This window comes from Streptococcus sp. CL9.43 (genome assembly GCF_049737935.1).
In the GTDB taxonomy this organism is placed as follows: domain Bacteria; phylum Bacillota; class Bacilli; order Lactobacillales; family Streptococcaceae; genus Streptococcus; species Streptococcus infantis_I.
The window spans coordinates 14216-28612 of the sequence record NZ_JBKOTS010000005.1 but is presented as its reverse complement, the minus strand read 5'-3'; the positions used below and the strand labels follow the sequence as shown (position 1 = coordinate 28612).

Sequence of the window (14397 nt, the reverse complement as noted above, 5' to 3'; positions counted from 1 at the left end):
AGTATGATTCACCTTTACTTTTTTCTTGTTGGAGCTATTCTTGCTTCCTTTCTAGGCTTAGTCATTGATCGCTTCCCTGAACAATCCATCGTCTCCCCTACTAGTCACTGTGATTCTTGTCAGACTCGTTTGAGACCACTGGATTTGATTCCTATTCTTTCTCAAATCTTCAATCGTTTTCGTTGCCGCTATTGCAAGTCAAGCTATCCTGTCTGGTATGCTTTCTTTGAGTTTGGATTGGGGCTTCTCTTTTTAACTTTTTCTTGGGGATTTCTAACTTTGGGGCAAGTTATCTTGATAACTGCCGGCTTGACTTTGGGCATCTACGACTTTCGTCATCAGGAATATCCCTTGCTCGTCTGGCTGACCTTTCACCTAATTCTCATGGTTTCCTGTGGTTGGAATCTAGTTATGATTTTCTTTCTTATCTTGGGAATTTTGGCTCACTTTATCGATATCCGCATAGGTGCAGGTGATTTTCTCTTTCTGGCCTCTTGTGGACTTATTTTTAGCCTAACTGAAATGCTGATTTTAATTCAATTTTCTTCCACAACTGGCATTCTAGCCTTTCTCCTACTAAAGAAAAAGGAAAGACTTCCTTTTGTGCCCTTCCTCTTGCTTGCTGCTTGTATGATTATTTTTGGTAAGCTACTGCTTCTCGGATAAAGTCAGCGATTTCCGCTACTTGTCCTTCATGTAGAGCCTTAACAATCTTGGAACCGACGATAACGCCATCTGATACTGAATTAAAGCGTTCTACATCAGCCTGTGTGGATACACCAAATCCTGTCAAGACTGGAATATCTGCCACTTGATGCAGTTGAGCCAAGTATTTGTCCAAGTCATCTCGGTAATTACCTGCTTTCCCTGTCACCCCGTTAATAGCAACAGCATAGACAAAACCTTCAGCCCCTTCAATGAGTTCTTTTTGACGCTCCATTCCTGTCGTCAAGCTGACAAGTGGAATCAAAGCAATGTCTGTATTCACCAAAAAGGGCTCTACAAAGTTAGCGTGCTCATGAGGCAGGTCTGGAATAATCAATCCCTTGACCGCTGTATCAGCAAGATTTCTGACAAATTTCTCCACACCGTACTGAAAGAGGGGGTTAAAGTAGGTCATGATAACAAGTGGAACTTCTGTTTCAATAGTCTTCAAAGTTTCAACTAGAGCCTGTGTAGAAGTACCACTAGCTAGACTGCGCAAGCCTGCTTCTTCGATAACTGGACCATCTGCAACTGGGTCTGAGAAAGGAACTCCCACTTCAATAGCAGACACTCCCAAATCTTCTAAAAAGTGGATTGTTTCAGCAAGTCCATCCAAACCTTTTTCATGGTCTCCAGCCATGATATAGGGAACAAAAATTCCTTTTCCAGTCGCTTTTATAGCGTTCAACTTTTCTGTTAGTGTCTTATACATGAGCTTCTCCCTTCTTTGCTACTTCTGCTTCCAAGCGGTCTTTAACTTGAACCACATCCTTGTCTCCACGACCTGATAGACAGACAATCATAGACTTATCTGGTCCAAGTTCTTTGGCTAATTTCACCGCAAAGGCGATGGCATGGCTAGATTCCAAAGCTGGGATAATTCCTTCTACACGAGACAAGAGTTGGAATCCTTCCAAGGCTTCCTCGTCTGTCACTGGTACATAGGTCGCGCGTTTGATATCGTGGTAATGAGAATGTTCTGGACCGATACCAGGATAGTCCAAACCTGCTGAGATTGAGAAAGCTTCTAAGATTTGACCATGGGCATCTTGGAGCACATCCATAAGCGAACCGTGAAGAACACCTGGACGACCCTTGGTCAAGGTAGCAGCGTGGTGCTCTGTATCCACACCGAGTCCTGCTGCTTCAGCACCATACATAGCTACTGTCTCATCTTCCACAAATGGATGGAAGAGCCCGATGGCATTCGAACCACCACCAACACAGGCTACTAGGGCATCTGGTAAATCTCGACCTGTCAATTCACGGTACTGTTGTTTGGCTTCTCGACCGATAACACTCTGGAAATCACGAACAATTTCTGGGAAAGGATGGGGCCCCAAGGCAGAACCTAGGATATAGTGGGTATCATCGATATTTGCAACCCAAGAACGAAGGGCTGCATTGACTGCATCCTTGAGCACGCGCGAACCATCTGTCACAGCCTCTACCTTAGCTCCTAAAAGCTCCATGCGGAAAACATTGAGGGCTTGACGTTTAATATCCTCTTCACCCATGTAGATGGTACATTCCATGTTAAAGAGGGCTGCAGCAGTTGCAGTTGCCACACCGTGCTGACCGGCTCCTGTTTCAGCGATAATTTTCTTTTTACCCATGCGTTTGGCAAGCAAAACTTGTCCCAAGGCATTGTTAATCTTGTGGGCACCTGTATGGTTAAGGTCTTCACGTTTGAGGTAAATCTTGGCTCCGCCGATATGTTGGGTCAAGTTTTTTGCGTAGTAAAGGGGAGTTTCACGACCTACATACTGGCGCAAAAGTTGGTTTAACTCTTCTTGAAAACTTGGATCTGCCTGACTTTCACGATAGGCCTTCTCCAACTCCAAAACTGCTGTCATCAATGTTTCTGGGACAAATCGTCCACCGAATTTTCCGTAAAATCCATCTTTATTTGGTTCTTGATATGCCATGCTTAACCCTCTCTATAAATCTTCTAATCTTTTCATGATCTTTTTGTCCATCTGTCTCCACTCCGCTTGATACATCTACTGCATAGGGAGTAAAGTGTTGAATAGCTTCTTCTACATTGTCTTCATTAAGCCCACCTGCGATAAAGAAAGGCTGAGCTAGTCCAGTCGTATCCAGTTGGCCCCAGTCAAAGGTCTGACCACTCCCTGCTACAGGGGCATCAAAGAGTAGATAGTTTGCCCGAGAATTGGGGACATGACCATCTCCATCCACCTGCACCGCCTGAATGCTGGCACAAGGCAAATCCTCAAACAAATCATCCGCCACCTGACCGTGAACTTGAATCAAGTCCAAGCCAACCTTTTCAATTGCTTCTAACAGTTCTGCTCGACTGGGTGAAACAAATACTCCAACTTTTTGAATATGCCTAGGAATAAACTTAGCCAGATCTATGGCTTGTTCTACGGTCACCTGTCTTTTGCTAGGAGCAAAGACAAAACCGATATAGTCTGCTCCAGCTGACACAGCTGTTTTTACGGCTTCTTTGGTCGATAGTCCACAAATCTTAACCTTTGTCAATCTGCAACTCCTTGATTCTCTGGGCTACATTTTCTGCCTGCATGAGGGCTGTTCCTACTAAAATTCCGTTAAAGTATGGTGCTACTCGTTTTGCATCCTCCTCTGTAAAAATAGCAGATTCGGAAATGTAGAAGCAATCATCCTTAAAGTGTTTGGCCAAGTCTACGCTTGTCTGCAAGTCGACTTCAAAGGTTGTTAAATTGCGATTGTTGACACCAATAATTTGAGCTCCAAGTCTATGAGCCACTTCCAGTTCAACAAGATTATGAATTTCCACCAAAACTTCTAGACCCAGTTCTGTCGCGTAGTCATAAAGCTCCTTCAGTCGTTTTTCAGATAAGGCCGCTACGATGAGCAAGATGACGGTCGCACCTGCATTGCGAGCACGGATGATTTGCTTTTCATCGATAATAAAATCCTTATTCAGTGTCGGAATCTCTACCTGACTAGAAATCTCTTGCAAATAATCCAAATGCCCTTTAAAGAAAACCTCATCTGTCAGAACAGAAATCATAACCGCGCCGTTAGCCTCGTAAGTCTGGGCCTGTTGTACGATATCCACATCGAGATTGATATCACCTAGACTTGGACTTGCCTTTTTGACCTCCGCAATGATTTGCAAACGGTCTTGGTGATTTTTTAAATATTCACTCAACCGATAAGTTTGACGCAAGGATTGAAGCTCCTCTCGCTCCATCTTTTCAACTTCGCGCGCCTTTTGCTCTAGGATACGTGATAAAAATTCCTGACTCATCTTTGATACTCCTGTAATAGTCTGAGTTTTTCAAGGGCCTTACCACTGGCAATTACTTGACGTGCCAATTCAACTCCGTCCTTGATACTTTCTGCTTTACCATTGGCATAGAATCCGAGACCTGCATTTAAGACTGTTGTTTCCAAGAATGGACTTGGTTCGTTATTAAGAACACTGACAAGAATTGCTGCATTTTCATGAGCATTTCCTCCACGAATGTCTTCAATAGCAATGCGTTCCATTCCCAAATCTTCTGGAGTAAAGGTTGATAAAGTAATTTCACCATTTTCAAGAAGGGCAATGCTGGTAGTTCCATTCAAACCAGCTTCATCCAATCCTTCTGGACCAGCTACTACAATGGCACGTTTGCGACCCATGTTTTTCAAAACCTGAGCAGTACTTTCCAGAAGTTCAGGACGACTGATTCCTAGAAGCTGTGTTTCCAAAACCATTGGATGGATGAGCGGTCCTGTCAAATTCATGATGGTTGGAATTCCCAATTCCAAGCGAGCTGGCATAATGTATTTCATAGCTGGGTGCATGTTTTTGGCAAAGAGAAAGACGATTCCTGTTTGGTCAAATACCTTACCCAATTGTGATGGTTTGAGATCAATATTGATTCCCAAAGCTTGCAAGACATCTGCTGACCCAGATTTAGAAGAGATAGAACGATTGCCATGTTTAGCCATATGGATTCCTCCACCTGCCAAGACAAAAGCTGCAGTTGTAGAGATGTTGAAACTAAATGACTTATCTCCACCTGTACCACAGTTATCCATAGCATCTTGAATATTTGTTGGAATGTGTTGAGCATGTCCTCTCATAACTTGAGCGAGGGCTGTTCTTTCTTCAGGTGTCTCTCCCTTCATCTTGAGGGCTAACAGTAGTGAAGCGATTTGTGCTTCTGTTACTCGCCCTGTCACGATGCGTTCGATCACATCTGTCATTTCAACACTTGATAAGTCTTTAAAGTTTGCTAATTTTTCAATAATTTCTTTCATTTTGTGTTCCTCATTTTACAACTTTCTCGATAAAATTCTGAATAGAAGATAGACCATCTGGCGTTCCAATACTTTCTGGATGATACTGCAAGCCATAAATCGGCAAGTTTTTGTGTTGAATCCCCATAATAGCCTGGTCATCTTTCGAACGAGCTGTCACTTCAAACTCTTTTGGCATCTCTTCAATTAAAATACTGTGGTAACGCATGACTGGACGATTGTCCTCAATCCCTTGATAGAGAACTGATGGAGTCTCAAATCGAATATGGCTTTGTTTACCGTGCATAACTTTAGGAGCCAAGCCCAACTTACCACCAAAAACTTCTGCGATGGCTTGGTGCCCCAAACAAATCCCCAGAATAGGTTTCTTACCTGCAAAATCACGAATCATTTCTTCCATTTTCCCAGCATCAGCTGGCCAACCTGGGCCAGGAGAGAAAACTAATCCATCTGCCTTTTCAGCATGTTCATAAAGATGTGGATCATCATTTCTCAAAACCTGAACTTCTGCGAAATTCCCGATATATTGAGCTAGGTTATAGGTAAATGAATCATAGTTGTCAATCAATAAGATCATGGTCTTAGTTCTCCCATTCTTGTCATAGATTTAGCTTTGTTAATCGTTTCTTGGTATTCGTTCTGAGCGATGGAATCATAAACAATTCCTGCACCAGCCTGCACGTAGGCTCTTTTATTTTTAAGAATCATGGTTCGAATAGCAATGGCAAAATCCATGTCTCCAGTTGCTGATAAGTAACCGATAGCTCCTGCGTATACGCCTCGCTTCTCTGTTTCTAGTTCATAGATGCGTTTCATGGCCCGAATCTTTGGTGCCCCCGATACTGTTCCTGCCGGAAGTGTCGCCTTCAAGGCATCCATGGCAGTCAGTTCTGGTAATAAATGTCCTTTAACCACGCTGGTCAAATGCATGACATAGCGGAAAAGTTCGACTTCCATATACTTGGTTACTTGGACGCTTGCTGTTTCAGCAATTCTACCGATATCATTTCGTCCCAAGTCCACCAACATTCGGTGTTCTGCCGTTTCCTTTTCATCAGAAAGTAGATCATTTGCAAGTGCTGCATCTTCCTCGTCATTGGCACCTCTAGGTCGCGTACCTGCAATTGGATTGGTTGTCACGATACCATTCTTGACGGAAACCAAGCTCTCTGGACTGGCACCGATAATTTGATAATTTCCAAAATCATAAAAGTAAAGATAATTTGATGGATTGGTCACTCGGAGATTTCTGTAGAAGTCAAAAGGATTTCCAGTTACCTCTGCGGAGAAGCGCTGACTGAGCACACATTGGAACATATCTCCGTTGCGAATCAAGTCGCGAGCTGTTTCTACCATTTCTTCAAATTTCTGAGGTGCAATGTGTGGTCTAAACTGAAGTGAAGAAACGTCCAAATCTTCAAATTCATTTGGAGCAGGGATTTTCAACTCTTCTAAAACCTGATCTAAAGCCACTTCTAGTTCTTCATTACTACGTTCACTATAGAGAGCATCCTCTATGATATGAATTTTTTCTTTCTTATGGTCAAAAACTATATAACTCTCATAAACGAAGAAATGCATATCTGGTGTCCCAATCGTATCCTCAGGGAGCTGGCCAATTTCTTCATAGAGAGAAATCATATCGTAGCCAACAAAGCCAATAGCTCCACCACCAAAAGGTAGATCTGGATGGTGCTGACTCTTATGAGTCACCTCATAAAGGAAATCCAAGGGATCCCGATCAATCACTTGGCCATTTTGATAAAGGACTCCATTTTCGAACTTAATTTCAAAAACTGGATTATAGGCCAAGATAGAAAAACGAGCATTTTCCTTTTCTCTTGGGATACTTTCAAGTATGACCTTGTGTTGTCCGTTCAAACGCATATAAGACAAGATTGGTGATAAAACATCTCCATGAATGATTCGTTCCATTGTAATTTCCCTTTCAGTTCTTCTTAAATCCCGTGTTTCTTCTACAAAAAATCCCCACGCAAAATAACTTGCGTGAGGACGAAATTCGCGGTGCCACCTCAATTATAGGATTTCTCCTATCTCTCATCCCTGTCTCAGATAGCTCCTGTAACAGGTTGTGCGATAAAGGGCACTCCCTTGAGAATTATGTTTTCTTCTCTCATTTCAGATGGACCCAACCTTACAGCTTTCTCTGCTTGTTTTCAGCAACCACAAGCTCTCTGTGAGAGAAATCTCTGTATCTTTTCCATCTTTTATTTTTTAGCTTCAAGGTAGTCTGCAATGGCAGCTACGTCCTTGTCTCCACGACCAGAGACATTGATGATGATAATCTCATCTTTACTTAGTTTTGGTGCGCGTTTGGCTGCTTCAGCGATAGCATGTGAGCTTTCAATTGCAGGAATGATTCCTTCTGTTTTGCTTAATAAAAGCAAGGCTTGGACAGCTTCTTCGTCTGTCGCTGCTACATATTCTACTCGACCAGAGTCTTTAAAGAAGGCATGTTCTGGACCAACCCCTGGATAGTCCAAACCTGCTGAGATAGAGTAAACTGGCGCGAGCTCTCCATCTTCCTTAAAAACTGCATAAGTCTTCATTCCATCGACAATTCCGACACTACCCTTGGTCATTGTTGCTGCGTGTTTGTCGGTATCTAAACCGTGACCAGCAGCTTCTACTCCAACCAATTTTACTTCTTCATCAGCTACATACTGTGAAAAAGCACCGATGGCATTAGAACCACCGCCCACACAGGCAATCACGTAGTCTGGCAGTCGTCCTTCTTTTTCCAAGATTTGACGACGAGATTCTTCACTAATAACTTTCTGGAATTCATGAACAATCGTTGGGTAAGGATGAGGTCCAACAGCAGAACCTAAAACGTAGAAGGCTTCAAGGTCATTCATCCATGCTCCAAAGGCTGCATCAACCGCATCCTTCAGGGTACGAGTCCCAGTTTCAACTGCGTGAACAGTTGCTCCCATCATCTCCATGCGGAAGACATTGAGACGTTGACGCTCCACATCTTCTGCCCCCATATAGACATCACATGCCATACCAAACTTAGCTGCAGCAGCCGCAGTCGCAACACCGTGCTGGCCAGCTCCTGTCTCAGCAATGACACGCTTTTTACCCATGCGTTTAGCAAGAAGAATTTGTCCCAAAACATTGTTAAGTTTGTGTGAACCAAGGTGATTCAGATCTTCACGTTTGAGATAAATCTTAGCTCCACCTAGATGCTCTGTCAAACTTTCAGCAAAATAGAGCGGTGTTTCACGACCTGAATAATCCTTCAAGTAATGGCGAAACTCAGCTAAAAACTCTGGATCATCCTTGTATTTTTCAAAAGTCACTTCCAATTCATCTAGTAAAACCTGAATTGGTTCTGGTACAAAACTACCACCAAATTGTCCAAAATATCCTTTAGTTGTCATAAAATTTTCCTCCATCTATATGAATCCGGCTTTTTATTTGCTTTTAGTAGTAGGCAAGGAGCTGTAGATAGAACTCAAGTTCATCAAAGCGACTTAACGCCCTAATAAAAGATAAACAAAATGACGGATAGAAAAAGCCCACACACGGAATCTACTTCCATGTGAGGGCGTTCGTAACGCGGTACCACCTCAATTGTAAAGAGAATATCCCCTTTACATCTCTGCCTTGTCTAACAACAAGTTGCACTGTAAGGTGTGCACACCGAATTTTCATTGTTTCAAATTCATTTTTTCAAATCAGCCCAATTTCACTATTTTCAACCACCTGTTCGCAGCAACCACAGGCTCCCTGAAGATCTAAAATAATTACTTTTCTGATTTGTTGAGTTAATTATATGTTATTGCTTTTTCTTTGTCAACCGTTTTCATTCATTTTTTTCTAATTTTTTTTATTAGTTTTTTGAAGAAGCAAGAACTTCTTCAGAAACTCTGACAAAAGTCTCAATGATATAGTCTACTTCTTCATCTGTTAATTTCGTGTGAAGTGGCAGTGTAATTTCGTTTACAAAGAAGGCATAAGCCTTTGGATAATCTGCCATATCGAAACCAAGATTCTTATAGGCTGTCAAAAGCGGAAGCGGTTTGTAATGAACATTACTTGCGATTCCTGCCTTGGCCAATTCTTGAATAATTTGGTTGCGTTGTTCGAGATTTGCTCCATCTACATGGGTGATGTAGAGGTGACGACAAGATTCAACTGCATCTGTCTCATGAGCCAATGGGTGAATCCGAGTTCCTGCAAATCCACGGTCATAGCGATCCACGATATCCTTACGACGTTGTAGTAAGCCAGGATAACGATCTAGCTGAACTAGACCAAGTGAAGCCATAATATCCGTCATGTTGCACTTGTAGGCTGGTGTTACGATATCGTATTCCCAAGAACCCAGTTGCATCTTAGCAAGCGCATCTTTGGTTTGACCATGAAGAGATAGGATTTGGAATTCCTTATACATTTCTTCATCATCAATCGCTGGATTTGCTTTCCAAGTCGCACTTCCTCCCTCAGCAGTTGTAAAATTCTTAACCGCGTGGAAAGAGAATGATGTGAAGTCTGCAATTGAACCGGCTGGTTGTCCCTTGTAGGTTGAACCCAAAGCGTGGGCACTATCAGAGACAATCACAATACGGTTAAAGGCCTTTTGCCACTTGCTAGCCGCTGTAAAGAGGTCGCGTTTCTTTTCTACAACTTGGAACAAACGGTCATAGTCACAGATAATCCCTGCAAGTTCAACTGGAATAATAACCTTAGTCTTCTCAGTAATTGCTTGCTCAAGCTTGTCATAGTCCATTTCAAAGGTATCATCTTGGATATCAACCATAACTGGTGTCGCACCTACGTGAGTAATAACACTACATGATGCTGTATAGGTCATAGCTGGAACGATGACTTCGTCACCAGGCCCTACTTCAAGTACGCGCAAGATCAATTCAAGAGCTGCTGTTGCAGAGTTGAGGCAGACTGTCTTAGGCGTTTGAGTATAGACGGACAGACGACGCTCTAGTTCTTTTGTCTTTGGACCTGTTGTGATCCAACCAGAACGAAGGGTATCGGCTACTTCAGCAATTTCAGCTTCGGTAATATCGGGTGGTGAAAATGGAATATTATACTTTGTCATTGATTTACTCCTTTTACTGTATTCACTCTTGTGACTACTTTATTTTAAAACTTCAACTACAGTCTGGAACATGATCTTGATATCTCCGAAGAAATTAAAATCACGTAGGTAGGCTAGGTTAAAGTGCATTTTCTCTGGAAGGACTCTTTCCACATAAGCCTGGTCAACTGTCATACCTTTTGCAGTCATTTGACTGATGATGGCATCCTCGTCCTTATAGTTAATGCTAGCAAGCGATGTAATCCCTGCTGGCAAAAGCAAGGTAGCCATCATTTCAGGGCTATACTGCTCTGTGTAGCGTGGTACTTCTGGGCGTGTTCCTACAAAAGACATCTCCCCTTTGAGGACATTGACCAATTGCGGCAATTCATCCAAACGAACACGTCGAATGAAATTTCCAACTTTAGTGATGCGACTGTCATTTGCAGAAGTTACTAAACTTCCTTTCTTGTCCGCATCGGTTACCATAGTCCGGAATTTCCAAATTTTGAAATGACGGTTGTACTGGGTTACCCGCACTTGCTTGTAAATAACTGGACCCTTGCTATCTAGCTTGATCCAGATGCTTAGAATCAGAAATAAGGGGGAGGTCAAGATTAACAAGACTACGGCTAGAAACAAATCTAGACAACGCTTGAAAATCAGTGAGCCTTTTCTTCTAGACACAAGCTGGTAGTATGGTTTTACCTCGCTCAATTGCATTTCTTGAGGTAGTTCATCCCATTTCAGCATGCACATTCTCCTCTGTTTTTTATATATAATCTTTATTAACATTCTACATTATACCACAAAATGAAAGAGGCAGTGCAAGAAATCTGTGTTTTAAAGGAATTCTTCCTTAGGAAAGAGCCCCTGCCTGCAAACTATACATCTTGTGATAGGTTCCACCCAATGCTAGGAGTTCTTCGTGGGTTCCACTTTCGATAATACGTCCCTTGTCAAGGACATAGATACAATTAGCATCTTGAATGGTAGAAAGGCGATGGGCGATGGCAATGGTTGTCCGACCTTGTCTCATCTTAGCTAGGGAATTTTGAACCAGAGCTTCTGTTTCAGAGTCGATATTGGCTGTCGCTTCATCCAAAATCAAGATTTTAGGTTGACTGGCAACAGTTCTAGCAAAGGCAAGAAGTTGACGTTGACCGGTTGAAAAACTCGAACCACGCTCGGATACAGGAGCATCATAACCTAAAGGAAGATCCTGAATGAAGGAATCTGCGTCGACAAATTCTGCTGCAGCCTTGACTTGGTCATCGCTGATATCTTGGTACATGGCGATATTGGACTTAATGGTCCCATGATAGAGGAAGGGGTCCTGTAGAACCAAACCGATGTTTTTTCTCAACTCCTCTTGACTATACTCTCGAATATCCACACCATCTAGGAGAACCCGACCTGACTGGAATTCATAAAAGCGCATCAGAACATTGATGATAGAAGATTTTCCCGATCCTGTATGTCCAACAAAGGCAATGGTTTCACCTTTATTGACAGTAAAGGAAATATCATCGAGAATTTGGTGTTTTCCATCATAGGAGAAGGACACATGTTCAAAGCGGATATTCCCTTCTTGAATCTCGGCTTGTCCATTTTCTTGGACCGGTTCATAGTTGGTCTCATCGATGAGTGCAAAAACACGACCTGCTGACACCATGGATGTCTGAAGAGTAGAAAAGTTTTGCGTTACCTCGATGAGCGGATCAAAGAGACGGTTGATGTACTGGATAAAGGCATACATAGTTCCTGCCGTTATTCCTAGATAAAGTCCACGATAGCCAAAGTAAGCCATCAAAACCGCATATCCCAACAGCTTCAACAAACTCATAGCTGGACGTAAAAAGAGAGAATCCAAGGCTACTGAACGGTTAGCGTAGACTAAGTGTTCCTGGTTTATCTCATCAAACTCTTCTTGCAGGCGTTTTTCTTGGTTAAAGGCTTGAATAATACGAATTCCTTCTATATTTTCTGCCAGCTTACTGTTAATATCTGACAGTAGACTTCTGGTTTTTTCAATGACCTTGACCGATTTTTTACGGTAGAGATTAACCAAAAGGAAAATCAAAGGCAGAAAGAGCAAGACTAAAGCAGTCAGACGATAGTCCAAAACTAACATGGTATAAAGGGTCGTCACGAATATAAAGACTGCCGAGATAAAGCTAGATAAGATTCCCGAAAACATATCACTGATAGTCTCGGTGTCATTTGTCAAACGAGAGACAATAGAACCTGCAGGCGTTTTATCAAAGTAAGACATGCCTAGCTTCTCCATATTGGCAAAGGCATCACGTCGAATATCTCTAACGATACTGTAGGACACGCGCGCAAAAAGGAGATTCCCCACATATTGGACAATGGTTTGAAGAATGTAGAGACCATAGTAAACTAGCAAAACTGTAACAGCAAGCTGATTAAGGTTGTTTAGATACTGGTCGATAAAGTGAGAAGCTACCAGGGGGATAATACTCTTAACAACAGTTGTCGCAAGGAGAAAAGCTAAGGCTAAAAAGGTGAGGAGCCCATAAGGCTTAAGATAAGACAACAAACGCTTTAATACAGCCCATTGTTCTTGTTTATTCCGCATCTTCTTCTCCTTTCATTTCTAACTGTTGAGACTGGTAGGTTTGGGCATACCAACCATCCAAGGCTAGTAAGTCCTCATGAGTCCCACGTTCGATAATCTGTCCATTTTGCATAACCAAGATCAAATCAGCATGAACAACTGCACTGAGACGATGGGCAGTGATGATAGTCGTTTTATCTTTGCGAGTTTCCTTGAGATTATCGATGATCGCGAACTCTGTCTTAGCATCCACAGCTGACAAGGAATCATCTAAAATCAAGATATCAGGATTTAAAATCATAGCCCGACTCATAGCCAGACGTTGCTTTTGTCCACCAGATAGACTGACACCTTTTTCCCCGATAACTGTATCAAATCCCTCAGGCATGGCTTGAATGTCTTGATAGACTTGAGCCAACTGAGTCGCTTCTTCTACTGCAGAGAAAGGTAGGTCAGGATTTCCAAAACAAATATTCTCTAAGATAGAACTAGCAAAGAGAAATTGGTCCTGTGGGACGTATCCCATCAAACTTCGCAAGTCAGCTAGTCGATAGTCACGAATGTCATGACCATTTAGATAAATAACTCCTTGGTCAACGTCATACTCACGTAGGAGCAATTTAATCAAAGCAGTTTTCCCTGAACCAGTTTGCCCAACCAAGCCCAAGGTTTGCCCTTTTTCGAGACTAAAATGTATATCTCTCAGCGTCTCTTCGTCTTCAAAGGCAAAACGATCAATAGCATATTCCAAGCGCCCATTTTCAATCCCTTCAAGTGGAGATTCTGGGTCTTTGACAGGTGACTCTTGAGACAAGAGGTTCTCAATTCGTTGATAAGAAACCTTCCCTCTTTGAGTAATATTAAAGAGGAAACCAATAGCCATCAAGGGCCAGACCAACATATCCAAGTAAGAGATAAAGGTGACAAGGTTCCCGACAGTTACCTGTCCTGCTTGCACCATAAAGGCACCGACTAAGAGAGTTAAGGCATAGGAAGAACCAACAAAGAGCAAAACCATCGGGTCAAAGAGACTATCATATTTCATGGTTTGCAGATTTTTTTGGAAGGTCAAATCATTAACTTCCTGGAAAGATGCCAATTCATCAGACTGATAGCCAAAGGACTTGGTTACCTTAATACCTGATACAGACTCTTGAACCTTATTGTTGAGTTCAGAAAAGGCTGCTTGTGATTCTCCGAAAGCCTTATGGGTCTTTCTCCCCAGACGACTAGTCGCATAGGCCATAAATGGCAAGGGCAGAATGGCAACCAAGGTCATTTGCCAAGAAATGCTAAAGAGCATAGTCAGCAGAGTCACCAAGGCCGTGATAGAGGCATCCACCGCAGACATGACACCACCACCTGCTAAACGAGTCAGAGCATTGATATCATTGGTTGCGTGAGCCATCAAATCCCCTGTCCGATAATTCTGATAAAAAGCAGGCGACATTTTTGTAAAATGCTCAAATAGTCTTGAACGCATGATTTGTCCAAGTCGGTAGGAGGTCCCTAGGATATACATGCGCCAAACGTAACGCAGATAGTACATCCCGAAAGCTGCCAGCAGGAGATAAAAGAGATGAAGCAGGAGCTCATCTTGTGTTAATCGTCCCAAAGTGATGGCATCAATCACGCGCCCCATGACCATAGGTGGGATAAGGTTTAGTACAGAAACCAAAACCAAAGCTACAATTCCAACTAGGTAACGGCGTTTTTCTAATTTAAAAAACCACCAGAGTTTTTGGATGATGGACATAAAATTCCTTTCTAATAACAAATGGAAACC

13 protein-coding genes and 2 other annotated features are annotated in these 14397 nt (G+C 42.4%); of the genes, 1 reads left to right on the top strand and 12 read right to left on the bottom strand.

All coding sequences use genetic code 11. The annotated features are described in order from the left end of the window. The first annotated feature begins 3 nt into the window (after positions 1 to 3). Positions 4 to 666: a prepilin peptidase gene (locus ACLNCS_RS07755; RefSeq protein ID WP_424848118.1), complete on the top strand. Its 663-nt coding sequence runs from the start codon at positions 4 to 6 to the stop codon at positions 664 to 666. On the opposite strand, the gene trpA is transcribed toward ACLNCS_RS07755, so the two are convergent. The 12 genes from trpA to ACLNCS_RS07695 all read right to left on the bottom strand — a co-directional run bounded on the left by trpA (position 635) and on the right by ACLNCS_RS07695 (position 14367). Beyond that, positions 635 to 1417 (bottom strand): tryptophan synthase subunit alpha, encoded by a 783-nt coding sequence (gene trpA / locus ACLNCS_RS07750; RefSeq protein WP_424848116.1) that lies wholly within the window; start codon positions 1415 to 1417, stop codon positions 635 to 637. The genes ACLNCS_RS07755 and trpA overlap by 32 nt on opposite strands. Then, complete coding sequence (gene trpB / locus ACLNCS_RS07745) at positions 1410 to 2633, bottom strand: tryptophan synthase subunit beta (RefSeq protein WP_424848114.1); 1224 nt, start codon at positions 2631 to 2633, stop codon at positions 1410 to 1412. The genes trpA and trpB (ACLNCS_RS07745) overlap by 8 nt, the downstream gene beginning before the upstream one ends. Beyond that, positions 2611 to 3210, bottom strand: coding sequence for a phosphoribosylanthranilate isomerase (locus ACLNCS_RS07740; RefSeq protein ID WP_424848112.1), 600 nt, complete (start codon positions 3208 to 3210; stop codon positions 2611 to 2613). The genes trpB (ACLNCS_RS07745) and ACLNCS_RS07740 overlap by 23 nt, the downstream gene beginning before the upstream one ends. Next, positions 3197 to 3964: an indole-3-glycerol phosphate synthase TrpC gene (gene trpC, locus ACLNCS_RS07735; protein ID WP_424848110.1), complete on the bottom strand. Its 768-nt coding sequence runs from the start codon at positions 3962 to 3964 to the stop codon at positions 3197 to 3199. The genes ACLNCS_RS07740 and trpC overlap by 14 nt, the downstream gene beginning before the upstream one ends. Beyond that, complete coding sequence (gene trpD, locus ACLNCS_RS07730) at positions 3961 to 4965, bottom strand: anthranilate phosphoribosyltransferase (protein WP_424848108.1); 1005 nt, start codon at positions 4963 to 4965, stop codon at positions 3961 to 3963. Before trpD ends, trpC begins: the two co-directional genes overlap by 4 nt. Positions 4966 to 4975: 10 nt before the next feature. Then, positions 4976 to 5542 carry an aminodeoxychorismate/anthranilate synthase component II gene (locus tag ACLNCS_RS07725; protein ID WP_424848106.1) on the bottom strand — a complete coding sequence of 189 codons (567 nt, stop codon included), beginning with the start codon at positions 5540 to 5542 and terminating at the stop codon, positions 4976 to 4978. Beyond that, positions 5539 to 6900 (bottom strand): anthranilate synthase component I, encoded by a 1362-nt coding sequence (gene trpE, locus ACLNCS_RS07720; RefSeq protein WP_424848104.1) that lies wholly within the window; start codon positions 6898 to 6900, stop codon positions 5539 to 5541. The genes ACLNCS_RS07725 and trpE overlap by 4 nt, the downstream gene beginning before the upstream one ends. 71 nt (positions 6901 to 6971) lie before the next feature. Further along, positions 6972 to 7197 (bottom strand) — a binding site (T-box leader). Beyond that, entirely contained in the window at positions 7194 to 8372 is a 1179-nt protein-coding gene (gene trpB / locus ACLNCS_RS07715; protein WP_424848103.1) for a tryptophan synthase subunit beta, read from the bottom strand. Its footprint overlaps the feature before it by 4 nt. A gap of 160 nt (positions 8373 to 8532) precedes the next feature. Beyond that, positions 8533 to 8764, bottom strand: a binding site (T-box leader). Positions 8765 to 8824: 60 nt separating this feature from the next. Beyond that, on the bottom strand, positions 8825 to 10051 hold the full coding sequence (locus ACLNCS_RS07710; protein WP_424848101.1) for a DegT/DnrJ/EryC1/StrS family aminotransferase: 1227 nt from the start codon (positions 10049 to 10051) through the stop codon (positions 8825 to 8827). Between the two features lie 39 nt (positions 10052 to 10090). Beyond that, a complete protein-coding gene (locus ACLNCS_RS07705; protein WP_004251491.1) occupies positions 10091 to 10783 on the bottom strand; it encodes a sugar transferase in 693 nt (230 codons plus the stop codon). Positions 10784 to 10889: 106 nt separating this feature from the next. After that, positions 10890 to 12632: an ABC transporter ATP-binding protein gene (locus ACLNCS_RS07700; RefSeq protein WP_424848098.1), complete on the bottom strand. Its 1743-nt coding sequence runs from the start codon at positions 12630 to 12632 to the stop codon at positions 10890 to 10892. After that, complete coding sequence (locus ACLNCS_RS07695) at positions 12622 to 14367, bottom strand: ABC transporter ATP-binding protein (RefSeq protein ID WP_424848096.1); 1746 nt, start codon at positions 14365 to 14367, stop codon at positions 12622 to 12624. The genes ACLNCS_RS07700 and ACLNCS_RS07695 overlap by 11 nt, the downstream gene beginning before the upstream one ends. Positions 14368 to 14397: the final 30 nt, after the last annotated feature.